The following is a 24,664-nucleotide window of genomic DNA, read 5'->3' as shown; positions in this document are numbered from 1 at the left end:
TCGCTGGAGCAACCGGCCCTTTTTCATTCAGCCGTGCGTACCATTGATATACAACTCCAGGTTGGAGATGATATGCTTTTGGTCGTTAATAATATACTTCACCACATCGCCGATTGAAATAACTCCGATCAATTGTTCCTGGTCGTTGATGACAGGCAGGTGGCGGATGTGTTTATCCGTCATTTTCACCATACAGTCTTCAATAGAGGTATCCTCTGTGACTGTAATGGGGTTCTCTGTCATGATTTCGCTGATAAGCGTGTCTTTCGATGCCCGTCCCTTGAGGATAACGCGGCGGGCATAGTCGCGTTCGGAGAAGATTCCAAGGCAATGGTCGTTGTCATCTACAACTGTTAAAGCCCCAACATTACGGTCTACCAGCATTTGAATTCCTTCATACACGGTGTTGTGCGGGCGAATAGCGTAAACAGCGCGACCCTTGGCCTCCAGGATGTTGCGTACTGTTCCCATGGTAAGCCTAATTTGGTGTGAAAAAATGAAAAACCGACTCTAACCTAAGATAACGAATTTTCCTGATAATCTCAAGGCAGCGACGCCGTAAACGAAACAGGCCGGAAAACGGCAATTATTGCTGTTTTCCGGCCTGAAAGCTGTAATTATATGCTATTCGAGCGTTTTCTCGCCCTTTACCGCAGCGGCTTCCTGCTGGTGCAGGTCGAACACCACGATGTCGTTGCTGCCTTTTTTCAGCCACGGGGCCGGGCAGTATAAACGTTTTTGCGGGCCGATTTCCCAATAACGGCCAAGGTTATGGCCATTCACCCAAACGATGCCCTTCTTGAAGGCGGACATATCGATGTAGGTATCATTGGCGGCAGCCAGTTCGAAGCTGCCTTTGAAGAACTTACCTTCACGGCTATCCGCAGCAGCAGGGCCTTTTGCCAGCTCCTGTACAAACTGCTCCGTCATGGGCAGGCGGTACTGCTCCCAGTTCATGAGCGTCATCCCGTTGAGGATCACGCGGTCGGTGATACCCTTCCGGTCGATCATCGCCTCCGCGAAGTTGATGCGGCCCATGCCTTCCACCAGGATTTCCAGCACCGGGTCCTTTACCTCGGATTTAGGCAGGGTGATGCTGTTTTCGCCCAGGCGGCGGTCTATTTTACCTACGTACCTGCCGTTGAGGAAAACGGTGGCATAGTCGTGCAACTCTTTAATCGTCAGCTTCCCGCTCTTATGGCCGATGAGCGTTGTTTTATACACCATAAAGCCATAGTCCTGCCCTACTGCCTCAAACGGTACAGGCTGCGGCTTTTTCACCGGTTCGGGCAGGTGTTGCCAAACGGTGGTAAAAGGTTGCAGGGTCACCGGCGCAAAGGTGGTAGCTGGTATCGGTTTAGGTATGGCTGGTAATTTTTTTCCCTTCGGGAGATAGGAAGCCATCAGCCGGCGCAGTGCCATGTATTTGGCAGTCGTATCTCCCTGCTCATTAATCGGGGCGTCATAATCGTAGCTGGTAACATCGGGTTCGTATCCTTTTCCTCCGGAGTTAGCCCCGGCCATATACCCAAAGTTGGTGCCGCCGTGGATCACGTACAGGTTAAAGGAACGCCTGGTATCCATGAGGAATTTCACTTCCTTCACGATACCGTCTACCCCGGGGCGCTGCCATTTTTCGCCCCAGTGGGTAAGCCATCCCGGGTAGGATTCGCTGCTGAAGGCTGGTACATTGGGGTTTTGTTTTTTCGCCTGCTCAAAGTCCGCTTCGGAGCTGCCGGAATCCAGCCCGATGGCTGCGCCGTCTACCGTGCCGGCTTCCAGCATAAACGGCGTAGGGCCGTCAGCGGTATAGAACGGTACATTGATCCCGTTTTTCACCCACATATCCTTCAGCGTATAGAGGTACTGTTTATCATTCCCATAGCTGCCATACTCGTTTTCTACCTGCACCATCACAATAGGGCCGCCGTTGGTCACCAGCAATGGCTTCACTTCCGCGGCGAGCGTATTCACATAACGCTGCACGTTTTCGATGTAGCGCGGGTCCATACAACGCACCTTGATGTCAGGTATCTGCAGCAGGTAGGAAGGCAATCCGCCAAACTCCCACTCCGCGCACACATAAGGACCGGGGCGCAACATTACCCACATGCCTTCTTCCTGGGCAATTTTCACAAACTCCGCAATGTTGTGATTACCGGTGCTGAAGTCGAATTTTCCCTTTTCCGTTTCATGGTAATTCCAGAATACGTAAGCTGCAATGGTATTGCAACCCATGGCTTTGGCCATCTGTATGCGATGGCGCCAGTATTCGCGCGGGATGCGGGCAGGATGCATTTCGCCGCTGATGATCTGGTAAGGCTTACCGTCTAATAAGAACTCAGATTTCCCCAGGGTGAACGTATGTTTGCTTTGCGCGTTCACACCCTGGCACAACCAGCAGGATAAGGCCAACATCCCGCTCAGAATCACTTTTTTCATTGCTCTAAGTTGTAATTGAAGTTAGGATTAAGTGTACAAAATACGGCTTTTTATGAAAGTAGAAACCAAAAAATCTGCTAACTTACCGTATGGACCCCTATAAAGAAACCTTCGCTACCTGGGATAAGATCGCGGCGCTGTACAAAGAAAAGTTCATGGACCTGGATTTGTATAACGACACCTATGACCATTTTTGCGCGCAGCTGCCCATGCAACATCCCGTTATCCTGGAACTGGGTTGCGGCCCGGGAAATATCACGCGGTACTTACTTGCCGCAAGACCCGATTTTCGTATAGTCGCCACCGATATTTCGCAAAATATGATCACGCTCGCGCGGGAAGCCGTGCCCAATGCCAACTTCCGGGTGCTGGACAGCCGGGATATCCATCTGCTGCCTGCGGGCTTTCATGGCATCATAGCAGGATTTTGCCTGCCGTACCTGTCAGCGGCAGATTGTAAGAAGCTGGTACAAGACAGTTACCGGTTATTATACGGGGAAGGTATTTTCTATGGCAGCTTTGTGGAAGGAAGTCCGGAACGTTCGGGGTTTATTTCCGGCAGCAGTGGGGACAGGACTTATTTTTATTACCACACCATCGGGATGATGCTTGATACGCTGACAGCCAATCACTTCACGATCCTGGAAGTGATTCGTAAACCCTACCGCCGCGGAGAGGAAGAAGAGGTACACACGGTAGTGATCGCAAAAAAAAGCGAATAAGCCAGGACGTTGAAGGCCTGACTTATTCGCTGTGAATATTTGTTAAATATTTCCTTTCTTCAGTTCTTTCACCGCGTGATCCGCTGCCCTGGCGGTAAGCGCCATGTAGGTAATGCTTGGGTTTACGCAGGAAGAGGAAGTCATGCAGGCGCCATCCGTTACGAATACGTTCTGCGCAGCATGCACCTGGTTAAAGCCGTTGAGTACGGAGGTTTTAGGATCGCGGCCCATACGCGCGGTACCCATTTCGTGGATACAGTGGCCCGGAGGCGGCGCGCCATCGTAGCCATACACGTTTTTCAGGCCTGCTTTTTCCAGCATTTCGATCGCGCTTTCCTTCATGTCCTTCCGCATCGCCATTTCATTTTCCTTGAACTCGCAATCGATATCGAGGGTAGGCAGTCCGTACTTATCCTTCTTGTCTTTATTAAGCGTCACCTTGTTTTCGTAGTAAGGCAGGTGTTCGCCCCAGGAGCCGATGCCCATGCTCCATTTGCCCGGGTACAGCTGGGATTCCTTCAGCTCCACGCCGATGCCATCAGCGCCTAAGCCTCTGCCACGGCCTGCGCCGCCCTGGTAGCCGAAACCGCGCACATAGTCTTTGCGGGTCGTAGCGGCGTTCACGTTACGGAAACGCGGGATGTAGATACCGTTTGGTCTGCGCCCGGCGTTGGTATATTGGTCTTCCAGGCCTTCGAATTCTCCGCCTGCGCCTACGCCATAGTGGTGGTCCATGAGATTATGGCCCAGCTGTCCGCTGTCGTTACCAAATCCGTTCGGGAAGCGGTCGGACACGGAGTTGAGCATGATATGGGTAGTGCCAAGGGTAGAGCCGTTGAGGAAGATCACTTTCGCGTGGTAATCCACTGTTTTGTTCGTATGCGCATCCAGGATGCGTACGCCGGTAGCCTTCGCCGTATCCTTATCGTAGAGGATTTCCAGCACGATGGAATCGGGGCGGAGGGTGAGGTTGCCGGTGGCTGCAGCGGCAGGCAGGGTAACGCCGTTGCTGCTGAAATAGCCGGTAAACGGACAACCGCGGGCGCAGAGATTCCTGGACTGGCAGGGTCCGCGGCCGTTATGCTTTTGGGTCACGTGCGCTACGCGGCCGATGGTGATGATACGATCGTTATACTGTTCCTTGATGCGGGCAGCCACATGTTTTTCCAGGCAGTTCATTTCCATGGCCGGCATGAAGATGCCATCGGGCAGCTGCGGCAGTCCTTCGGCCTGGCCGCTCACGCCGATGTAGCGTTCCACGTATTCGTACCAGGGCGCAATATCCTTATAGCGGATGGGCCAGTCAACGCCGTGGCCGTCCTTTGCGTTGGCTTCAAAGTCGAGGTCGCTCCAGCGGTACACCTGCCGGCCCCACATCAGGGAGCGGCCGCCCACATGGTAACCACGCAGCCAGTTGAAAGGCTTCACCTGGTTGTACGGATTTTCCAGGTCGTTCACCCAGAACTGCTGGGTGCCTTCGTCGAAAGCGTAGCACTGACTCTGGATCGGGTGTTTTTCCCGCATTTCGTTGGTATGACGGAGCCGGTGTTTGAACTCCCAGGGATCCATCATTGCCGTTGTATAATCTTTGATATGCTCTACGTTGCGGCCTCTTTCCAGCACCAGGGTCTTGAGCCCTTTTTCGCAAAGTTCTTTTGCGGCCCAGCCCCCACTGATTCCGGAGCCTACGACGATGGCATCATAGGTATTTTCTTTTTCAGCTTTTATATTCAGGTTCATGTTGGCAGAAATTAAAAAGGGTGACCTGAGAGCAGATAACGGCTGCGGACAGTTGTTCCTGACGAAACATCCATCCTCCTTATGCTGCTTTCAGTCACCCTTCGGTCAAATGAATTATAAGTTGCCTTTCTTCAGCTCTTTCACCGCAAAGTCCGCTGCACGGGCAGTCAGCGCCATATAGGTGAGGGACGGGTTCACACAGGCTGCTGAAGTCATGCAGGCGCCGTCTGTAACGAATACGTTAGGCACCGCATGCAGCTGGTTATTACCGTTGAGCATGGAAGTTTTAGGATCGCGACCCATGCGTGCGGTACCCATTTCATGGATAGCCATACCAGGCCATGAACCGTTGTCGTATGTTTTGATATTTTTCAGTCCGGCGGCTTCGAGCATTTCTGCGGCGTCGTTCATCATGTCCACGCGCATTTTCTTCTCATTTTCCTTGAACTCCACGTCGAATTTGAGTACCGGCTGGCCCCATGCATCTTTCACGGAGGTATCGAGGGTCACCTGGTTATCTTCGTAAGGCAGGCATTCACCGAATCCGCCGAGGCCCATGGACCATTGTCCCGGTTCTACGAGGGAGTCTTTAAAGTCCTTACCTACGCCCATTTCCGCGATGCCTTTGCTCCACAGCGCGCCACGGCTGGCGCCACCCTGGTAACCGAAGCCGCGGAGGTAGTCGCGCTTATCGCTGCCTACGTTGCGGTAGCGGGGGATGTAGATACCGTTTGCACGGCGGCCGAAGGTATATTTATCGTCATAGCCTTCTGCGATACCGGAAGCGCCGGTGCGGAAGTGGTGATCCATGAGGTATTTACCCAGTACGCCGCTGTCGTTACCCAAACCGTTCGGGAACCGTTTGGAGATAGAGTTGAGCAGTACGAAGGTGGTACCAAGCGTAGAGCCGTTCACGAAGATGATCTTCGCGTAGTACTCGGTCATTTGCTTGGAGTGTTTATCGATTACGCGAACGCCGGTAGCTTTACCTTTTTGTTCGTCGTAGATGATAGAGTTCACGATGGAATCCGGACGCAGGGTCAGGTTACCGGTGGCCATGGCGGCCGGCAGTGTGGAGGACTGGGTGCTGAAGTATGCCCCGAACGGACAACCGCGGCTACACAGGTTACGGAACTGGCATTTTTCACGGCCGGGCAGCGGCTCGGTGATGTTGGCCACACGGCCCATGGTCATGATGCGGCCTTTGAAGGCGGATTCGATTTTTTTCTTCACATCGATTTCCACGCAGTTCATCGGCATGGCCGGCATGAACTGGCCGTCTGGCAGTTGTGGTAAGCCTTCGCGGGTACCGGAGATGCCGGCGAATTTTTCCACGTAGTCGTACCATGGCGCCAGGTCCTTATAACGGATAGGCCAGTCAACGGCGATACCGTCTTTCAGGTTGGCTTCGAAGTCGAGGTCGCTCCAGCGGTAAGACTGGCGGCCCCACATGATGGACTTACCACCCACGATGTCCGGGCGGTACCAGTCGAATCGTTTTACTTCGTTGTATGGAGATTGTGAATCGTTGATCCAGAATTTTTCGTTGTGTTCAGAGTAAGGGTAGTCGCGGCTCAGTTTCGGATGCGTTTCCCGCTGTTCAACGGTGAGGCGGCCGCGGTGAGGGAATTCCCATGGATCCTTCATAGCGGTATCGTAGTCCTTCACGTGTTCCAGTTGTTTACCACGATCCAGCATCAGTACTTTCAGCCCTTTTTCAGTAAGTTCTTTAGCAGCCCAGCCACCGCTGACACCGGAGCCGATTACGATGGCATCGTAGGTATTCTGCGCCTGCGCTTTTGTATTTAAGTTCATTGTGTACGGATTTAATAAGAAGAAAGAATCAGTGATGGCCTGCGCCATACTTGCATCAACCAACAACAGGGATTACCGGTGGGTTATCAGGTAGCCCATGCTTTATCGCCTTTTTTGTAAGGCACACAACCTTCGTATTTGCCTGGAACGCGTACATAACGCAGGGCCTGCGTAGCGCCTGGCTCGGAAGTGAAGTAACCAACCAGCGTCAGGTCTTTCATGGCCTGGAAGTAGTGGGCAGCATCTCCTTCTTTCTTATTATCACGTTTGTTGTAAGCCACGCGTTCCTTATCGATTTCGGTAAGGATTTCCGTGCGCTGTTCAGGAGTCAGCTCCAGGAATACCTTCTGGAATTTCTTTTTGCTGGCTTCATCAATTTTTTTCAAACCGCTGAGGAACAGTTCCTGGTCCTCTTTTTTATAACAATCGTTCATCATGGTGATGATGAACTCATCTACCTTCGCCGCCTTGGCTCCCGGAGTATCGGTGGTAGGAATAATAGTTTCCGCTACTTCAGCCACCATAGCTTTCGTTTCTGGTTTGTGAAGGTCATAATTTTTCGGTGCGGACCCTGTGCAGCTCTCCAAAGCTGATAACGTGGAAGCGGAAATGGCTGTACCCAACAAAATCGCCACATTCCTAATTGCGTCTCTTCTGTGCATAATGATGAATTGATTTGACCGGCTGGTAAGTTTAGAAAAAATTTAATAAAAACCAAATTAACATGGATGAAAGCCTATCTTTTTGTCTTAAAGCTGCAGCAGGAAGGGGCGGGCGGTAATTGGGCCGGACGATATAAAATGCAAAAAGCGGACGCCGATGGCGCCCGCTTCCGCAAGTATTTTGAGGCATAAGCTGTTACATGGTGTATTTCCCTTTATCATCGATCATCACCACCGGCAATTTGTGATGTTTTTCGAAGTAGTCGTAAGCAGTGCGGAGGTCAGCCCAGAAGGGGCGACTGATGGAATCTGTTACCGGCACACCGGACAGGTATTCCACCGACCTGTTGTTGCTGAACTTTACCGGGAAAACATGTACGGGTATAAAGTCCTGCCCTGCGTTCTTGGCGTTCACCGCCAGAATATACACCTCATCGATAAACTCATCGGTCAGCGGGATACAGCCTACAGTAATACAGTTACCGTGGATATAGATTTCGCTGCCCGGACGTTTGGGATCGCTGAGGATGCGGTCGGAAAAGTTCGGGTAGTTAATACCGAGCGAGAGGTGATAATTGCTGTTTGGATTGAAATCATTGATATAATAGAACCCTTCCGGTACCTGGCGGTCGCCCTCCCGGCGTTTGGGTCCCATCTTACCGGATAAGGTACATACCCGGTAGGATTTAAAAAGGCGGAAAGTATCCTGGGGATTGTTTTTCACCCAGATTTCCATTTCGCTGTCCAGTTTGAAAGACCGGATAAAGATATACCTGGCAGGATATGCAAGGCCTTTCTTTTCAAATTCTTTACGGATCAGTTCTTCCTTCTGACGGTAGGCCTCCCCTACTTTCGGGTACATCTTCTGGTTCTCAAGAAAAGATTGCTGGGCATATAAACTGCCCCCTGCCAACAACATCCATGCGAGTGCTAAAATTCGCTTCATACTAAATCAACAAAATTTTTAAGTTAAGCCAGGTTAATATACGCCAGGAAAAATAAGAAAAACGAAAATATGGAATACAGGACCATGGCCACATTCCTACTGATAAACTTCAAAACATAGCTTTTGTGTCCCAGATAGATCAATATGACTGTGATAGCCTGAAAAATCCCCGCCAGCAAAAACAAAATCCCAAACAGCGTCTGAATACTCATAGACAACGAAACAATTACAAATAATATTGCATGTAAAGTTAAGTTATTGTCCGGGTACTTACAACCTTGTGAATTCCATTTTAACAATTTCGCGATCCGCGTCTGATGTGTACGTTGCTTTCAGCGGGAATTTACCACCGGCGTACGTGTAGGTGCAGGTGGAGGTTACCGCGCGGGAGGATCTGGCGCTGGTCAGCGTTTCAGCCACCACGTTGTGGGCGGAGAGGTTAGCCGGTTGCAGTTCCAGTACCCAGCGGAGTTCCGGGTGTTGCTGACGGGAATTCACCTTGTTGTCGTACCGGTAACTGATACTGGACAGGCGGAGAAACTTCGAAAACCCTGGCTGTTTACCATAATTATCCTGGCGCACGATATCACCGGCATTGTCCCAGGTATATTCCTGGTAGCCGCTGTTGTCAAAAGTGCCTTTGGAGGCCTGCAGCGTGTACAGGTGACGGATAGTCAGCTGGCCGGCTTCGTTGTACGCGAGGGAGTCGTAAGCATATACGGCTTCGTTGCGGTAATAGCTGATTTTGGTAACCTGTCCCTGCGGATTGTATTCCAGGGTGGTGTTCACCTCGTCGGCGGACTCGCCGTCGGAAGCCATGGTTTTTACAAGGCGGCCGTTTTCATAAACCGGCTTGATCACCTCATTGTAATCCCCGCTCTCTCCTTTGTGAACGAGCACCAGGCGGCTGATGGTTTTGTCGGCGTTGTACTCAACGGTAGTACGGCCTCCTGACGAACTGATGCTGGTCAGGTAAGTAGGTTGTGGCTCCCCAGGTACTGTAAAGGCAGAGCTAAGGCCAAAAGTGGCCAGCAGCAAGGCAGCAGTGGCCTTGCGGGTCAAGTTGTTGTTGGACATAGGTTATTAATTAAAATAATATGATGTTACATATTCACGGTGATATACGGAAAAATGGCTGAGCCGGATTGTTGTAAAAACGAACTAACATATTAAAAAATTGTTAATGGGTTAAAAATATTAATAAGGAGTGCTATTTAATGGCAGGGAGGTGGCGAGAGGGGGCGGGGATGAGTGGTGAGTGCGGGTGCGGGTGTCTTGTCCTAGAATAGGTTTACACAAAAAGTGTAAAAAATGAAGAAGATCATTAAACCAGAAAATGGTTATTACTTGGAATCTGACAAGCACCTAATCATTAAAGCCTATTTGAATTCAAATAGAACAAAGCAATCCATCTGGGAAGAATATACAGGTCATCTCGAGGAACATGGAAAGATTTTGAAGTGGATGCGGGAGCTGGGATATGAAGCACCGGGTAAAAAACGTAAATTGATCCATCAAAGCTCCTCCCTGATGGCAAAAGAATCAATCCAATCGCTTAATAATGACTTCGAAAAGAAGCAATTAGAAAAACGTATTACTGAATTGGAAAAACAGCTAAAGGAGGCTGAAATGAAAGCTATTGCCTTCTCTACGATGGTTGATATTGCAGAAAAAGAGCTTAAAATATCCATCAGAAAAAAGTACAATACCAAACCATAGCAATCATTAAGGGACAGTGCGGGTGCGAGCGGGGGTGCCAGTGTGGGCGTGGGTGTGGGTGCCAGTGTGGGCGTGGGTGCCAGTGTGGGCGTGGGTGGGCGTGGGCGGGCGCGTGGGTGCAAGTGTACCATGGATAGCCGCAGCTGCAGCTTAAACCTCAACCATATTCGCATCCAAGCCCCTCACAAAAAACAAGCACTCCCTACCATAAAAAAACCGGGACCACCCTACAGCCCCGGTCACAGGTTCTATTTTGTTGTATCAAACCCTCCTAAAAAAACTCTCTTAACTCCTCTCCCACCAAACCGGGACCACCTCACAGCAGCCCCGGTCGCAGGTTCTATCTTGTTGTAATATCATCCTTCCAATATCCTACAAATTCCCCCTTAACGCCTGCTCCCGCTCAATACTCTCAAACAACGCCTTGAAATTCCCCTTTCCAAACGACTGCGCTCCCTTCCTTTGAATAATCTCAAAGAACACTGTCGGCCTGTCCTGGATCGGCTTGGTGAAAATCTGCAGCAGGTACCCTTCGTCATCCCGGTCCACCAGGATGCCCAGCTTTTGCAACGGCGCAATCTCCTCGTCGATCTTACCCACCCTGTCCAGCAGCGTTTCGTAATAAGACGCTGGCACGGTCAGGAATTCCACGCCGCGGGCCTGCAGTTCGGAAACCGTCTTCACAATGTCATTGGTAGCGATCGCCACGTGCTGTACCCCCGGGCCGCCGTAGAAATCGAGGTACTCCTCGATCTGGGATTTCTTTTTACCTTCCGCCGGCTCGTTGATAGGGAATTTCACACGGCCGTTACCGTTACTCATCACCTTACTCATCAGGGCGGAGTACTCGGTGGAAATATCGTTATCGTCAAAGGAGATCAGGTTTTTAAAACCCATCACCTTCTCATAGAAGTCCACCCAGGTATTCATTTCATTCCAGCCTACGTTGCCCACGCAGTGGTCCACATACAGCAAACCGGTGTCGGTTGGGTTGTAGGCCGTTTTCCATTCTTTATAACCCGGCAGGAACGGACCGTTATAATTCTTGCGTTCTACAAATACGTGTACCGTATCCCCATAGGTATAAATACCGCTGCGCACCACTTCGCCAAACTCGTCCTGCTCCACGACAGGCTCCATATAAGGCCTGGCGCCACGCTTCACCGTTTCTTCAAAAGCGGAACGGGCATCATCCACCCAGAGGGCCAGTACTTTTACCCCATCCCCGTGCTTGCTGATATGCTCCGCGATAGGATTGTCCGGCTGCAGCGGCGTGGTGAGCACAAAACGCAGTTTGTTTTGCACCAGCACATAGGACGCGCGGTCCCTCACGCCGGTTTCAGGGCCGGCATAGGCTACGGACTGGAAACCGAACGCCGTCTTATAATAATGTGCCGCTTGTTTGGCGTTGCCTACATAAAATTCTACATAATCAGTTCCGTTCAACGGCAGGAAGTCCTGCTGGGTTTTAAGGGTGGAAGCATTTGATGTTGCTGTTTCCATAACTTTTAATTGAGTGGTTTAAAGATTTTGTTGTGTAAATAGATGATTGGTTTTTTAATGGTCTTATTCGGCCCAGCTCATGGTGTACGATGGGTCTTCAATACCAAGGGCGGCTTCCGTAATCTGCAGCGGGTGGAAGGTATCCACCATCACCGCCAGTTCTTTGGTTTCCTTTGCGCCAATGCTCTTTTCCACCGCGCCCGGATGCGGACCATGCGGAATGCCGGCCGGGTGAAGGGTGATCATTCCCCGCGTCACATGTTTGCGGCTCATGAAATCCCCGTCCACATAATATAATACCTCATCGCTGTCGATATTGCTGTGATTGTAGGGAGCAGGTATCGCCTGCGGGTGGTAATCAAACAGCCGCGGGCAGAAGGAACAAACCACGAAGTTGTTGCCTTCGAAAGTCTGATGCACGGGAGGCGGCTGATGCACGCGGCCGGTGATAGGTTCAAAATCGTGGATAGAAAAGGCAAACGGGTACTCGCAGCCATCCCAGCCAACTACGTCAAACGGATGGTGCTTGTAATGAATCGGGTACATCACTCCCTTCTTTTTGATGTTGATCAGGAAATCCCCTTCCTGGTCAATGGTTTCCAGGCGCTCCGGCTGGCGGATGTCCCGCTCGCAGTAAGGCGAATGCTCCAGCAGCTGGCCGTACTTGCTGAGGTAGCGTTTCGGGTAACGGATAGGACTAAACGATTCTACGATAAACAGGCGGTTGGCCTCCGTATCAAACTGGATCTGGTAAATAGTGCCTCTCGGGATGACCAGGTAATCCCCATATCCGAATGTCAACTGCCCGTACTGGGTTTTCAGCGTACCGGCCCCTTCATGCACAAAGATCATCTCGTCCGCATCGGCATTCTTATAAAAGTAATCCACCATGCTTTTACGGGGCGCGGCCAGCACAATGTGCAGGTCGCTATTCACCAGCACCGCCTTCCGGCTCTTCAGAAAATCGTCTTCCGGCTGGATGTTGAAACCCTGGAAGCTGCGGTGTTTCAGCATTTTTTCTTCCGCCACCTTCGGCGCCACGCTGTAAGGCTCGTCTACCTTCACAATTTCGGTCGGCGGGTGACAATGGTACAATAGGGAGGAATGGGACGAAAATCCTTCCGTGGAGAAGAGCTGCTCCGAATACAGGCCCCCATCCGGCTTGCGGAACTGGGTATGACGCTTGTGCGGAATCTGTCCTAGTTTATGATAATGTGGCATAACAGGAATTGTTGATAGAAATAAGGTGATTGTATTGGTGTATGATGAAATATTGTGACAATAAATGGCGCTGATGTAATAATACCGTAGTAATTAACGGATCGCCGGATGCGACCAAAAAAGGCAGGTTAAGAACGCTGCTGTAAAGTTACGTTAATTAAAAAGGTAAAATGCCCGGCGGCGCGGGTTACAGGAAGGGTTATGCCAAAGCCGAATCCATGGCGAGGGTGGCCATGAGGAAATAGTAGCGAAGCTGACTATTGGAAGTATATTTCAATAATTCCGGCAATGCAGTGTTTATTTTTTACCTGCTAAAGTTAATCATATTTTATATTACTCCAATTTTTTGGGGGGAAGATTTAGGGAACCCTTAAGAATAGTGAAACGTCCGTAAATTGTCATGATTGCGTCACACAGCCAGTGCAAAATGGCAGCCTGATGAAGCGCCCCTTGTTAAACGGACGTCAGTATTTTCGCAGAAACCTTGAACATCTCCCAATAACCACCTAATAATTTTTGAAAAAAATTATTATAACCAACAAAAAATGAAATTTTTAAAAATATACAGACTGCGCTTTTATTTACCATTGTAATTGTAGACTTTTGTAACGTAATCGTCATACAAATCAAATAGTGCTACAGAAAAATACATATCACTTCTCTTCCGCTCCCACCTCCCAGGGGGAATGCATGAGCACTATTATTACCACCACCATTATTACAACCCCACTGCGGGGTTAGTTTTCACATATCATCCAATGACCACGCAGGTGGTAACCAAACCGGAAGGATCGGAATATTTCTACGTATAAACATAATTCAATATGCAAGTTTTAAAATTCGGCGGTACATCCGTTGGAAGCTCCAAAGCAATAGAACAAGTATGCCAGATATTAGTAAAGCATAAACCCGCAGGCAAATACGCCATCGTGGTATCTGCCATGGGCGGCATTACCGACAAACTGATCAGCGCTGGCCAACTCGCCGGCGCAGGACAGGAATCCTATAAATCCGTATTGCAGGAAATTGAAACCCGCCACCTCGACGCTATCCGCGAACTGTTCCCTATCACGGCACAAAGCAGCCAGATCAGCCAACTTAAAAAGAAACTCAACGCCCTGGAAAACCTTTGTGACGGCATCTTCCAGGTAGGAGAACTCAGCGCCCGCTCCCTCGATAAAATCATGAGCTTCGGCGAACTCATCTCCTGCGTACTCGTAGCGGAAAAGCTCAGGCAGCAAGGCCTCAACGCCACCTGCAAGGACAGCCGGGAACTCATCGTGACGGACGCCAACTTCGGCCACGCCGCCGTTAACTTCCCCGTTACCAATCATAACATCAACGCCTACTTCGAACAGTCTACCGCCGACTATACCGTGCTCCCCGGCTTCGTGGCCGCTACGCCGGATGGCGAAACCACTACCCTCGGCCGCGGCGGGTCCGACTATACCGCCGCCATCATCGCCGCAGCGGTAAACGCCAGCGTACTCGATATCTGGACGGACGTCAGCGGTATGATGACCGCCGACCCGCGCATCGTATCCCAGGCCATTCCCATCGCGCACATCTCCTACGAAGAGGCCATGGAACTCTCCCACTTCGGGGCCAAAGTCATCTATCCGCCTACCATACAACCGGTAATGGATAAACGCATTCCCGTGTGGATTAAAAACACCTTCGCGCCGGAAGATTACGGCACCCTCATACAAGACAGCTCCGAACGCAGCATGGCCGTTACCGGCATCAGCGGCATCCAGCAAATCGCCCTGCTGACGCTGGAAGGCAGCGGCATGGTCGGCATCCCCGGCTTCTCCAAACGCCTGTTCGAAGCCCTCCTGCGGGAACGCATCAACGTCATCCTCATCACCCAAAGCTCTTCGGAACACTCCATCACCGTGGGTATCCATGAAAGCGAAATGCTCCGCGCCAAAGCCGCAGTAGACGAGGAATTTGCCACCGAAATACACGAGAAAAAAATTGAACCGCTGCAGGTGGAAAAAGACCTCTGCATCGTGGCCGTCGTAGGGGATAAAATGAAAAACCACCACGGCACCAGCGGTAAACTCTTCGGCACCCTGGGCCGCAACGGGGTAAACGTCCGCGCAATCGCACAGGGCTCTACCGAAAAAAATATCTCCGCCGTCATCAACAAAGCGGATGTAAAAAAAGCCCTCAACCTCATCCACGAAGCCTTCTTCGAAAAGCCGCTCAAACAGGTGAACCTCTTCATCGCCGGCGCCGGCAACGTAGGCGGCAAACTGCTGGAACAACTGCAACAGCAGCAAAGCTACCTGGAAGAAGAACTCGGGCTGCAAATAAGGGTAACCGGCCTCGCCAACAGCAAAAACATGCTGCTGAGCGAATACGGCATCAAACTGAGCGACTGGAAAGAGCAGCTGCCACAGGCCGACGTCAGCGATATCCCCGCTTTCATCGAACGTATCAAAGCCCTCAACCTTCGCAACAGCGTGTTTGTAGACAATACTGCCAGCGCCGAGGTAGCCAAAACCTACCACGAGTTCCTCCAACACGGCATCTCCGTGGTGACCTGCAATAAGATCGCCTGCTCTTCCGACTATCAATACTATAAACAACTGAAGGACCTCGCGCGCAGCTACAACGCTTCCTTCCTCTTCGAAACCAACGTGGGCGCAGGCTTGCCGGTGATCAACACCCTCAATGACCTGATCCGCAGCGGCGACCGTATCCACAGCATCGAAGCGGTACTCAGCGGCAGCCTCAACTTCGTGTTCAACCACTTCGTCAACGGCGCCAGCTTCCGCGATGTCGTACAGGCCGCGCAGGACGAAGGCTACACCGAGCCGGATCCGCGCATTGACCTCAGCGGGGTAGACGTTATGCGTAAAATCCTCATCCTCGCCCGCGAAAGCGGCGCTAAAATGGAAATGAGCGATATCACCAATAACCTCTTCCTGCCGCAGGCCTGCCTGGATGCCCCGTCCGTAGCGGATTTCTACGAACAGCTGGACGTCCACGCGGACCACTTCAAACAATTACTCAGTAACGCGGTGGCCGCAGGCAAACGCCTTAAGTTCGTAGCCCGTTATGAAGAAGGCAAGGCATCCGTAGGCTTACAGTGCATCGCGCCAGAACATCCCTTCTATAACCTGGAAGGAAAAGATAACATCGTACTGTACACCACCACCAGGTACCGTGAACAACCGCTGATCGTGAAAGGCGCAGGGGCAGGAGCCGATGTTACCGCGTCCGGCATATTTGCGGACATTATCCGGACCGCCAGGTAGGGTTAATAAAACGTTATCCTTATCTCCTTATTTCCGTACCTGAAAATCAATGATTAAATTAAGTATATGGATTCTATAAAAGTATTTGCTCCCGGCACCGTTGCAAACGTTGCCTGCGGCTTTGATGTAATAGGACTGGCTATGGACGCACCCGGCGACGAAATGATCCTGCGCAGGAGCAAGGAACCCGGCATCCGTATCACCGCCGTCCACGGGGCTAACCTCCCCCTGGACCCGCTGAAAAACGTAGCAGGCGTGGCGGTACAAGCCCTCCTGCAGAAATATGAGAACCCGGAAGTCGGCATAGAAATAGAAATATTTAAAAACATACATCCCGGCAGCGGCATCGGCTCCAGCGCCGCCAGCAGCGCCGGCGCAGTGGTAGGCGCCAACTACCTCCTGGGCCAGCCCTTCACCCGCAAGCAACTGGTACGCTTTGCCATGGAAGGGGAACGCCTGGCCTCCGGCTCCGCCCATGCGGATAACGTAGCCCCGGCCATCCTGGGCGGCTTCACCATGGTGCGCAGCTACCGCCCCCTGGATATCATTGCGCTCAACTCCCCGTCCGAATTATGGGTGTCCGTCATTCACCCGCAGATAGAAGTGAAAACTTCCGACGCAAGGGAAATACTTAAACAGAAAGTCCTCATGACGGATGCCATCCGCCAGTGGGGTAACGTAGGCGCCCTCGTGGCAGGCCTCTTCCAGGAAGACTATGAGCTGATCAGCCGCTCCCTGGAAGACGTGATCGTAGAACCGGTACGCAGCATCCTCATCCCGGCCTTCCACGAACTGAAAGTAAAATGCAGGGAAGCAGGCGCCCTCGGCGGCGGCATCAGCGGCTCCGGCCCTTCCGTATTCATGCTCAGCAAAGGCGAAGCCAACGCCCGCAACGTGGCCGCCATGATGGACAAAGTATATGCGCCCCTCGGCGTGGATTATAAAATATACGTTTCCCGGATAAACACTGCAGGAGTAAAAGTGATTGATTAACTAATTTAAAGCAACGCATTATGCAATACTACAGCTTGCAAAATCCAGCTCACAAAGTATCCTTTGAAACCGCCGTTACGGAAGGAATGGCGCCGGACAAAGGCCTGTACTTCCCGGAGCGGATTCCACAACTGGATCCAACGTTTTTGAAAAATCTCCACCAGTATTCAGACCAGGAAATCGGTTATGAAGTCATCAGAGAATTTGTAGGAGAGGAAATCCCTGAAGCGCAGTTAAGGAAAATCGTGGCGGACACGCTGCATTTCCCTTTCCCCATACAAAAGGTTTCCCGCGCTACCTACGCGCTGGAACTCTTCCACGGCCCTACCCTCGCCTTTAAGGACGTGGGCGCCCGCTTTATGGCCGGCTGCCTGGGCTACTTCCGCCGCAACAGCAAAAAGCCGGTAACCGTACTGGTAGCCACTTCCGGCGATACCGGCGCGGCAGTGGCCAGCGGCTTCTACAACGTGCCCGGCGTGGAAGTGGTCATCCTCTACCCTTCCCGCATGGTCAGCACCCTGCAGGAAAAACAACTCACCACCCTCGGCGGCAATATACGCGCCCTGGAAATTCTCGGCACTTTCGACGATTGCCAGCAGATCGTGAAAACGGCTTTCCTCGACCAGGAAATACAGGCCAAACGCCCGCTGACCTCCGCCAACTCCATCAACGTAGCCCGCTGGCTGCCGCAGATGTTCTACTACTTCCTCGCCTACCGGCAAATGAAGGCCGCGCATCCGAAGCTCGTCTTCTCCGTGCCCAGCGGCAACTTCGGCAACATCTGCGCAGGCATGATGGCCGCGGCGATCGGCCTGCCGGTATCCCATTTCATCGCGGCTACCAACAGCAACGATACCATTCCCCGCTTCATGCAAACGCAGGAGTACAAGCCCGGCCGCGCCGTGCCTACCCTCTCCAACGCGATGGACGTGGCGGACCCGAGCAACTTCGTACGCGTGCTGGAACTCTATGGTAAAAACTTCCCGCAGCTGGCCGCCAGCATGAGCGCCTACAGCTTCAACGATAAGGATACCGCCCGCACCATGGAACGGGTGTACAAGGAATATCATTACATGCTCGACCCGCACGGCGCCGTAGGCTACCTCGGCCTGCAACAGTACCTCGCGGAAGACCCTGACGCTACCGGTGTATTCCTGGAAACAGCCCACCCGGTTAAGTTTGAGGACACCGCGCCCAAAGCCATCCGCGACGAAATCCATACGCCTGCCAAAGTGATGTCCCTCTACGGTAAAGAGAAATCTTCCATCGTATTACCGGCAGATTACCAGGCAGTTAAAAAAACATTATTACAGTTAGAATTTCAAAATTCAGAATTAAGCCATTAACTTGGCACTGTATGAGAAAACTAACTATCCTTGCACTGGGACTGGCTATTGTGGCCTGCCAACAACAACAGGCGCACAATAGCCAGCGGCAGGAGTCCGCCGCGGACTCCGTTCTGAACGAAGACATCGTACAACCTGTTACCGACTCCTTACAGCAATTCCCTGACAACCATCAGCTGTATTACCGCCGCGCCCTGCTCCTCTTTAATACCCATCCTGAACTGGCGCTGAAGGACTTTCAGCAGGCCGCCAAACTGGATACCGCCAATACCGATTACTGGGCCGGCGCCGGCGAAGCCGCACTGGTAACGGGTAACCACCAATTGGCCGCACAGCTGTTCAGCAAAGCGCTGACTACCGCTCCCGGCTATCCGTACCTGCAATACAAACTGGCCATCGCGCAGGTGGAAGAAAAACATTACGCCGCGGCGGACAGCCTGGCGGACCTCCTCACCCAAAGCAAGGAAGCTAAAGACCAGGGCTATTACCTCAAAGCCCGCATCGCGGAAGACCACCGCGATACCGCCAGCGCCATCAAATACCTGCAACAGGGAGTAGCCGTAGCTACCCGGCCGGAGTACGAGGCCCTGATGGAACTGGGCGACCTGCTCAGCTCCCGCCGCGATGCCGCCGCCATCCCGTACTACGTACAGGCGTGGAAGTTAGACTCAGCCAATGCCGCGCCCATGTTCAACGCCGGCCAGCTCTATGAGCAACTGCAGCAAACCGATGCGGCCATCAACGCATACCGTAAAAGTATCGTAGCCGACCCCGGTCACGAAGCCGCCTACATGGCGCTCGCACACATCTACCGTAAAAAAAATAACTGGAAAGACGCCTGGACCTTCTATAACCTGGCCGCCAAAGCCGCGCCCACGGATGCGGAAGCTTACTACTACCGCGCCCTGAGCAACGAAAAGCTGGGCAAAACGGACCTGGCCCTGGAAGACTATAGCAAAGCCGCTTCCTTCAGGAAGGATTATGCGGAGGCGAAAGCCGCCATCAAAAGACTGAGCAAGTAAATTGCTTACATTTACACTGATCAAAAATATTTGCCTTTGGAAAACAGACCTGTATTGATTGCCCCGTCCCTGCTGGCGGCCAACTTCCTGGAACTGGGAAAGGAAGCGGCTATGCTGAATGAAAGTGAGGCCGACTGGTTTCACCTCGATGTGATGGACGGACGATTTGTGCCGAACATCAGCTTTGGTTTGCCCGTGATCTCCCAAATCAGCAAGGTGGCCCGGAAAACCTGCGATGTACACCTGATGATAGAAGAACCGGAAAAATATGCGGAAGCCTTTCAGAAAGCGGGCGCCAATATGCTCACCGTGCATTACGAAGCCTGCCCGCACCTGCACCGCAATATCCAGCAGATAAAAAACCTGGGCATGAAAGCCGGCGTGGCATTGAATCCGCATACCCCGGTGGGCCTGCTGGAAAATGTCATCCGCGATGTGGACATGGTGCTGATCATGAGTGTGAACCCGGGTTTCGGCGGACAATCATTTATAGAACAAACCTATCATAAGATTGCGCAGCTGCGGCAGTTGATTGACGACAGCAATGCGCATGCGCTCATAGAAGTGGACGGCGGCATCAGCGCAGAGAATGCCGGCCAGCTGATTCAGGCTGGTGCGAATGTATTGGTTGCAGGTAGCGCGGTATTTGCATCGGAGAATCCCTCCGGAACGATCAGCGAGCTGAAAGCCGCTGCCATGGCAGGCTTAGGAAAGATGTGATATGATCTCTTTCGACAGTGGTTTCGTCAGATACCCACTTACAAACGAATAAGAACGGACTCTTTCCTTGTCTTTTTCATCAATGCTGGAAGTGAGTACAAAAATTTTAATGGACTTAGGCAGCTCCGCCTGGAACCCTGCATATTCATCCAGGAATTCCCAACCGTCCATCACCGGCATGTTCAGGTCAAGCAGGATTAAATCGGGCAGCGCCGCTGCCTCCTTCGTGTTTTCTCTGAAATAGTCAAGCACCTCCTGGGCGTCAGAGAATACACGGATATTGCTGCTTATACCCTGCCGCTCAATCATAATTTTGGCGATTTGCTGGTGAATAGGGTCATCATCCACAATAAAAATCATATCGATCAGGTTCATATAAGCAAATTATTCAGGTCTAAAAGTAATAATAAATTTGGTTCCAAAGCCGGGCTTACTTTCTGCCTTGATGCTTCCGCCCATGGCCTCTACCTGCGTTTTTGTAATAAAGAGGCCTATTCCCTTTGCATCTTTGTTCTTATGGAACGTTTTCCTGAAGCCAAATAATTTGTTGCCGAACCGTTCCATATCGATACCCACCCCGTTGTCTTCCACGGTGAGGATGATGGCATCGTTTTCCACCCAGGTCTGTAAACGCAGGGCAGGCGTGCGTTCCGGCGAACGGTACCGGATCGCGTTGGTGATGAAATTTTGGAGTATGCTGTCCAGGTACACCTTGGAATATACCAGGGCCGGGGCTTTCTCAAAGTCGGCGGTAATCTGGATCTTGCTATTTTCAATATCCACCAGCAAAATATCCTTTACTTTCTGCAGCCTGTCTGCAAAGTAGAGCTTTTCCTTCTCCACATTCACATCCTTGCGGATCTGCACGACCTCCACCAGGTCGTTGAGGGTTTCATCGATCTTCTTAATCACTTCATGCAGCATACCCAGGTACAACTCGCGCTCCTGGCCGGATGTAGCCTCGTTGTGCATTTGCATCAGCGCTTTGAGGTTGGCTATCGGCGCGCGCAGGTTATGGGAGGTAATATGCGCAAAGTCTTCCAGCTGCTTGTTCTGGTTAACGAGGTTTTTATTGAGGTTGGAGAGCTGATCGTTTGCTTTCCGCAGTTCCTTCTGCATTTTCCGGCTTTCCGTGATATCGCGGATGAACACGGAGATACCGCCGTCCTGCATGGGAGTCAGGAGGAAGTCGTACCACTTGTCCGGCAGCGGGAAATAGATACCGAAGGACTGGGAGGTATGCTGTTTGATACACTCCTGCAGCCGCGCGTAAAACACGGTGCCGCTGAGCTTCGGGAACACTTCAAAGATGTTGGCGCCGGCCGGCACTTTGCGGCCGATCATCTTCTCCGCTTTCTGGTTCACGAAGTTGAGGCGGCCATCCGGCTCCATGGCGGCGTAGCCCATATCCATGGTATCGAAGAAAAGCCGCATCAGCTCTGTATTGCGGGAGAGCGCATCGCGGATCGCGGATTGCTCGGTGATGTCCTGTACAACGCCGTATATGCGTTGGGGTTGTCCGCTCGTAACATCCGCCTGTCCGATACAGCGTATGCGTTTAATAATATTTTTTTGCAGAGAGAAAGTTAACTGCACATCGAATGGTTTGCACGTGCGGATACACGTTTCGATGTGATGTGCCAGGTTCAGGCGCGACGCTGTTTGGTAAAAGTTCAACAGTACGTCCAGCGTCAGCGGTGTTCCGGGCAGGCATTCATGTATATGATAAGCCTGGTCCGACCAGCGGATGGTGTTGGTGGCCACTTCCAGCTCCCAGCCCCCGATCTTGCCTATCTGGCCGGTTTGCAGCAGGAATTCCTGGTTTTTGATGTTTTCCAGCTCCTGCGTTTTTTTATCCGTGATATCATTGACCAGGGCCACTACGATGCGTTCCTTATCGATGGGGTTGACCACGGGAAACACGGTGAGGTCCAGGTACACTTCCCTTTGCACGGAGGTCCAGCGGGCGTCTTTGGTGAAGTCCACCTTCTTTTCCAGGCGGATGGTTTCATTTTCCTGCAGGGCGCGCTGGAAGAGGTCATCCAGTTCAAAGGTGGTGGCAAACTCGTCGTTCATCACGTTGAACTGCCGGCGTGCGGCGGGATGCGGCGAGTTAAAGAAGTTGCGCTGCGTTTGATTAATACGGCGGATAAAGCCGAAGTTATCGAATTGTATATAGCCGATCGGCAGGTTTTCTATGATGTTGTCGAGGAGGCGTTCGCTTTTCTGCAGGCTGATCTCGGCGAGTTTCTTTTCGGTGATATCGTCGAGGATGAGGAAAAGGTTGGCCATGTTGGACTGCTTGTCCACCACCGGAAATACGGTGGCTTCGAAGTACACCGGGTAGATGCGGGTGATATCGTCGTAATGCTTTTCCGTATAGTTGAGCAGGATTTCCCGTTTCTGGGTTTTACGGCCTTCCCGTACTTCTTCAAACAGGCGGGTAAGCCCGTTGAGCCGGTATTGGGGATCCTGCAGCCAGTTATAGTCCGGCTGGCGGAGGAAGGGATGATCCTGCCCCCAGATTTCCCGCTGGCGGCTGTTCATTTCCATGCTGATGCCTTCCGGGGAAAATTGCTGCAGGCCGATGGGCAGGTTTTCCAGGATCTGGCGGAAGTATTGCTCATCTTCCTGGATGCGGAGTTCCGATAATTTGCGTTCCGTGATATTGAGGCCGATGAGCAGGAACTGGGCCAGCTGGCCGTTATCGTCGAAGACAGGGTTGATGCCGGCTTCGATCCACAGCGGGGTAATGCCGTTGATGAGGAAGCCGATCTGTTCCTGTACGGCGGCGCCGCCGGCTATCTTTTGAACAATAGCAGTCCATTGGTCCCTGTTAACAGGGATCAGGATAGCCTCGAACAATTGACCTTCAATGGCCGAAACGGGTAGCTGCAGCGCATTCAGCATCAGGTTGTTCACCGAGGAAATGGTACCGTCTGCATTCACTGAAACCGAGAGCGCACAAGCATTAATAGCAGCTTCCAGGTGTTGTAGATGCCGGTAATGCTGATCCAGCATAGCTATGTTCATATGATAGCGGAACTTAATATCGTTGTCTGCAAAGGGCCTAAAATAGCTTTTCTACAGGAAAAAATAGTTTTAATTCCATAAATGTAGTTAAAATGTTGATGGGCTGAGCCTGGAAGCATACGGAGGTTATCGAGATCATGCAAAAATAATTGTGGCACAGTTGGTTTGGTTATCCACTTTTGTGGAATTTCTGTTTTCTGAAATTGTGTTACACATCCTATCTTCGCGTTGGGAAGATACCCGCAAAACCTGATAAATGGAAGCATTCCTTAAAAATGTACTACACAATTTAGTATTAGCTTAACAAGATTGCTATCCGGGTTGCGCAAGAATTAAATATATTCGATTACAGAACATCGATTATTCCTGGACAATTAAATCTCTAGATCATTGACAGAAACCATTATCAACTTAGACAGTATTAATCCCATTGAGTTTTTCGGCGTAAACAACGGAAAGTTGGATTTACTGAAGAAAAAGTTCCCATTGTTGAAAATCCTGTCCAGAGGTACCCAGCTAAAGCTGAGCGGCTCCCCTGAGGAGGTATCGACAGCGGAGGAAAAGATTAGCCAGATTGTAAAATATTTGGAGCGCAACGGCAATCTGACTGAGAACTATTTTGAGCAGATCCTGGGAGATGAAGAGGGTACTGGTATTGATAATTTCAGTGACCGTAACCCCAATGAGGTACTGGTTTTCGGACCGAACGGCAGAACTGTCAGGGCACGTACAGCTAACCAAAAAAGAATGGTGAACCTGGCGGATAAAAATGACATCGTGTTTGCCATCGGGCCGGCGGGAACCGGTAAAACCTATACTGCAGTAGCGCTGGCAGTGAGAGCGCTGAAAAACAAGGCCATCAAGAAGATCATCCTTACCCGCCCTGCCGTGGAAGCGGGCGAAAGCCTGGGTTTCCTTCCCGGGGACCTGAAGGAGAAGATTGACCCTTATCTGCGTCCGCTCTACGACGCGCTGGACGATATGATACCGGCTGAAAAGCTGAGCTATTATATGGCCAACCGCATCATCGAGATAGCGCCGCTGGCGTATATGCGTGGCCGCACCCTGGACAATTCCTTCATTATCCTGGATGAGGCGCAAAACGCCACGGACCTGCAGATCAAAATGTTCCTGACACGTATTGGCGCATCCGCCAAAGCCATCATCACCGGCGACTTAACCCAGATCGACCTGCCAAAGAACCAGAAGTCGGGGTTGGACAAAGCCACCCGCATCCTGCGCAACATTGACGGGATCGGTTACCTGGAGCTGGACGAAGAGGATGTGGTGCGTCACCGCCTGGTGAAAGCCATCATCAAGGCCTACGATGCCAATAAAGATTTATAACAGGCATTGGCACTCCGGACCCGGAGTGCCAATCCTTTTAACAATGTTCCGAAAGGGGGTCGCTTGTAACTCACCATCCTATGGGCAAACATTTTGGTGACGATAAAGTGATGGAACTTTGCAGAATTGATTGTTTAACCCTATTTTTGTTAGTGATATATTAATAA

General features: G+C 51.5%; 20 protein-coding genes. 9 read left to right on the top strand and 11 right to left on the bottom strand.

From position 1 onward, the window contains the following. Positions 1 to 27: 27 nt before the first annotated feature. Positions 28 to 471 (bottom strand): CBS domain-containing protein, encoded by a 444-nt coding sequence (locus BOC67_RS00585; RefSeq protein WP_291906214.1) that lies wholly within the window; start codon positions 469 to 471, stop codon positions 28 to 30. Positions 472 to 624: 153 nt separating this feature from the next. Further along, complete coding sequence (locus tag BOC67_RS00580; RefSeq protein ID WP_291906212.1) at positions 625 to 2,442, bottom strand: beta-galactosidase family protein; 1,818 nt, start codon at positions 2,440 to 2,442, stop codon at positions 625 to 627. Between the two features lie 89 nt (positions 2,443 to 2,531). Between BOC67_RS00580 and BOC67_RS00575 the strand changes: the two genes are divergently transcribed. Beyond that, a complete protein-coding gene (locus BOC67_RS00575; protein WP_291906210.1) occupies positions 2,532 to 3,164 on the top strand; it encodes a class I SAM-dependent methyltransferase in 633 nt (210 codons plus the stop codon). Between the two features lie 42 nt (positions 3,165 to 3,206). Here BOC67_RS00575 and BOC67_RS00570 read toward each other — a convergent pair whose 3' ends face one another. The 3 genes from BOC67_RS00570 to BOC67_RS00560 all read right to left on the bottom strand — a co-directional run bounded on the left by BOC67_RS00570 (position 3,207) and on the right by BOC67_RS00560 (position 7,243). Further along, positions 3,207 to 4,904, bottom strand: coding sequence for a GMC family oxidoreductase (locus BOC67_RS00570; RefSeq protein WP_291906209.1), 1,698 nt, complete (start codon positions 4,902 to 4,904; stop codon positions 3,207 to 3,209). Between the two features lie 114 nt (positions 4,905 to 5,018). Further along, positions 5,019 to 6,719 carry a GMC family oxidoreductase gene (locus BOC67_RS00565; RefSeq protein ID WP_291906207.1) on the bottom strand — a complete coding sequence of 567 codons (1,701 nt, stop codon included), beginning with the start codon at positions 6,717 to 6,719 and terminating at the stop codon, positions 5,019 to 5,021. A gap of 86 nt (positions 6,720 to 6,805) precedes the next feature. Continuing rightward, positions 6,806 to 7,243, bottom strand: a complete 438-nt coding sequence (locus BOC67_RS00560) for a gluconate 2-dehydrogenase subunit 3 family protein (protein WP_291906206.1) — start codon at positions 7,241 to 7,243, stop codon at positions 6,806 to 6,808. A 204-nt stretch (positions 7,244 to 7,447) separates the two neighbouring features. Here BOC67_RS00560 and BOC67_RS00555 point away from each other — a divergent pair, with 204 nt between their 5' ends. Beyond that, positions 7,448 to 7,573 (top strand): hypothetical protein, encoded by a 126-nt coding sequence (locus BOC67_RS00555; RefSeq protein WP_291906205.1) that lies wholly within the window; start codon positions 7,448 to 7,450, stop codon positions 7,571 to 7,573. Between the two features lie 4 nt (positions 7,574 to 7,577). Here the strand turns inward: BOC67_RS00555 and BOC67_RS00550 are convergent, their stop codons facing one another. Continuing rightward, complete coding sequence (locus tag BOC67_RS00550) at positions 7,578 to 8,327, bottom strand: L,D-transpeptidase family protein (RefSeq protein ID WP_291906204.1); 750 nt, start codon at positions 8,325 to 8,327, stop codon at positions 7,578 to 7,580. Between the two features lie 270 nt (positions 8,328 to 8,597). Next, a complete protein-coding gene (locus tag BOC67_RS00545; RefSeq protein ID WP_291906202.1) occupies positions 8,598 to 9,404 on the bottom strand; it encodes a hypothetical protein in 807 nt (268 codons plus the stop codon). 234 nt (positions 9,405 to 9,638) lie between these two features. Here BOC67_RS00545 and BOC67_RS00540 point away from each other — a divergent pair, with 234 nt between their 5' ends. Continuing rightward, the gene (locus BOC67_RS00540; RefSeq protein WP_291906200.1) at positions 9,639 to 10,046 is read left to right on the top strand and encodes a hypothetical protein; all 408 of its coding nucleotides are present in this window, start codon (positions 9,639 to 9,641) and stop codon (positions 10,044 to 10,046) included. A gap of 372 nt (positions 10,047 to 10,418) precedes the next feature. On the opposite strand, the gene hppD is transcribed toward BOC67_RS00540, so the two are convergent. Both hppD and BOC67_RS00530 read right to left on the bottom strand, forming a co-directional pair. Beyond that, entirely contained in the window at positions 10,419 to 11,549 is a 1,131-nt protein-coding gene (gene hppD / locus BOC67_RS00535) for a 4-hydroxyphenylpyruvate dioxygenase (RefSeq protein ID WP_291906198.1), read from the bottom strand. Between the two features lie 63 nt (positions 11,550 to 11,612). Continuing rightward, a complete protein-coding gene (locus BOC67_RS00530) occupies positions 11,613 to 12,770 on the bottom strand; it encodes a homogentisate 1,2-dioxygenase (RefSeq protein ID WP_291906196.1) in 1,158 nt (385 codons plus the stop codon). An 824-nt stretch (positions 12,771 to 13,594) separates the two neighbouring features. Here BOC67_RS00530 and thrA point away from each other — a divergent pair. The 5 genes from thrA (at position 13,595) to rpe (ending at position 20,117) form a co-directional block, all read left to right on the top strand. Continuing rightward, complete coding sequence (gene thrA, locus BOC67_RS00525) at positions 13,595 to 16,036, top strand: bifunctional aspartate kinase/homoserine dehydrogenase I (RefSeq protein ID WP_291906194.1); 2,442 nt, start codon at positions 13,595 to 13,597, stop codon at positions 16,034 to 16,036. A gap of 66 nt (positions 16,037 to 16,102) precedes the next feature. Then, on the top strand, positions 16,103 to 17,029 hold the full coding sequence (locus BOC67_RS00520; protein ID WP_291906192.1) for a homoserine kinase: 927 nt from the start codon (positions 16,103 to 16,105) through the stop codon (positions 17,027 to 17,029). Positions 17,030 to 17,049: 20 nt separating this feature from the next. Then, the gene (thrC, locus tag BOC67_RS00515) at positions 17,050 to 18,375 is read left to right on the top strand and encodes a threonine synthase (protein ID WP_291906191.1); all 1,326 of its coding nucleotides are present in this window, start codon (positions 17,050 to 17,052) and stop codon (positions 18,373 to 18,375) included. An 11-nt stretch (positions 18,376 to 18,386) separates the two neighbouring features. Continuing rightward, positions 18,387 to 19,397 (top strand): tetratricopeptide repeat protein, encoded by a 1,011-nt coding sequence (locus BOC67_RS00510; RefSeq protein WP_291906189.1) that lies wholly within the window; start codon positions 18,387 to 18,389, stop codon positions 19,395 to 19,397. A 36-nt stretch (positions 19,398 to 19,433) separates the two neighbouring features. Then, positions 19,434 to 20,117 carry a ribulose-phosphate 3-epimerase gene (rpe, locus tag BOC67_RS00505; RefSeq protein ID WP_291906187.1) on the top strand — a complete coding sequence of 228 codons (684 nt, stop codon included), beginning with the start codon at positions 19,434 to 19,436 and terminating at the stop codon, positions 20,115 to 20,117. Here the strand turns inward: rpe and BOC67_RS00500 are convergent. Next, entirely contained in the window at positions 20,103 to 20,492 is a 390-nt protein-coding gene (locus BOC67_RS00500) for a response regulator (protein ID WP_291906185.1), read from the bottom strand. The genes rpe and BOC67_RS00500 overlap by 15 nt on opposite strands. A 9-nt stretch (positions 20,493 to 20,501) precedes the next feature. After that, the gene (locus tag BOC67_RS00495; RefSeq protein WP_291906184.1) at positions 20,502 to 23,150 is read right to left on the bottom strand and encodes a PAS domain-containing protein; all 2,649 of its coding nucleotides are present in this window, start codon (positions 23,148 to 23,150) and stop codon (positions 20,502 to 20,504) included. Between the two features lie 390 nt (positions 23,151 to 23,540). Between BOC67_RS00495 and BOC67_RS00490 the strand changes: the two genes are divergently transcribed. Then, positions 23,541 to 24,497: a PhoH family protein gene (locus BOC67_RS00490; protein WP_291906182.1), complete on the top strand. Its 957-nt coding sequence runs from the start codon at positions 23,541 to 23,543 to the stop codon at positions 24,495 to 24,497. Positions 24,498 to 24,664: the final 167 nt, after the last annotated feature.

It is taken from the genome of Chitinophaga sp. CB10, from assembly GCA_001870995.2.
GTDB lineage: Bacteria > Bacteroidota > Bacteroidia > Chitinophagales > Chitinophagaceae > Chitinophaga.
This window is presented reverse-complemented; position numbering and strand designations above follow the sequence as displayed.

Coding starts and splice junctions, on each gene's coding strand:
- BOC67_RS00550 (WP_291906204.1), bottom strand. CDS start 8,327: ATGAAGCGAATTTTAGCACTCGCATGGATGTTGTTGGCAGGGGGCAGT.
- BOC67_RS00500 (WP_291906185.1), bottom strand. CDS start 20,492: ATGAACCTGATCGATATGATTTTTATTGTGGATGATGACCCTATTCAC.
- BOC67_RS00555 (WP_291906205.1), top strand. CDS start 7,448: ATGAAAGCCTATCTTTTTGTCTTAAAGCTGCAGCAGGAAGGGGCGGGC.
- BOC67_RS00575 (WP_291906210.1), top strand. CDS start 2,532: ATGGACCCCTATAAAGAAACCTTCGCTACCTGGGATAAGATCGCGGCG.
- thrC (WP_291906191.1), top strand. CDS start 17,050: ATGCAATACTACAGCTTGCAAAATCCAGCTCACAAAGTATCCTTTGAA.
- hppD (WP_291906198.1), bottom strand. CDS start 11,549: ATGGAAACAGCAACATCAAATGCTTCCACCCTTAAAACCCAGCAGGAC.
- BOC67_RS00570 (WP_291906209.1), bottom strand. CDS start 4,904: ATGAACCTGAATATAAAAGCTGAAAAAGAAAATACCTATGATGCCATC.
- BOC67_RS00585 (WP_291906214.1), bottom strand. CDS start 471: ATGGGAACAGTACGCAACATCCTGGAGGCCAAGGGTCGCGCTGTTTAC.
- BOC67_RS00565 (WP_291906207.1), bottom strand. CDS start 6,719: ATGAACTTAAATACAAAAGCGCAGGCGCAGAATACCTACGATGCCATC.
- BOC67_RS00520 (WP_291906192.1), top strand. CDS start 16,103: ATGGATTCTATAAAAGTATTTGCTCCCGGCACCGTTGCAAACGTTGCC.
- BOC67_RS00530 (WP_291906196.1), bottom strand. CDS start 12,770: ATGCCACATTATCATAAACTAGGACAGATTCCGCACAAGCGTCATACC.
- BOC67_RS00495 (WP_291906184.1), bottom strand. CDS start 23,150: ATGAACATAGCTATGCTGGATCAGCATTACCGGCATCTACAACACCTG.
- BOC67_RS00545 (WP_291906202.1), bottom strand. CDS start 9,404: ATGTCCAACAACAACTTGACCCGCAAGGCCACTGCTGCCTTGCTGCTG.
- BOC67_RS00540 (WP_291906200.1), top strand. CDS start 9,639: ATGAAGAAGATCATTAAACCAGAAAATGGTTATTACTTGGAATCTGAC.
- BOC67_RS00580 (WP_291906212.1), bottom strand. CDS start 2,442: ATGAAAAAAGTGATTCTGAGCGGGATGTTGGCCTTATCCTGCTGGTTG.
- BOC67_RS00510 (WP_291906189.1), top strand. CDS start 18,387: ATGAGAAAACTAACTATCCTTGCACTGGGACTGGCTATTGTGGCCTGC.
- thrA (WP_291906194.1), top strand. CDS start 13,595: ATGCAAGTTTTAAAATTCGGCGGTACATCCGTTGGAAGCTCCAAAGCA.
- BOC67_RS00560 (WP_291906206.1), bottom strand. CDS start 7,243: ATGGTGGCTGAAGTAGCGGAAACTATTATTCCTACCACCGATACTCCG.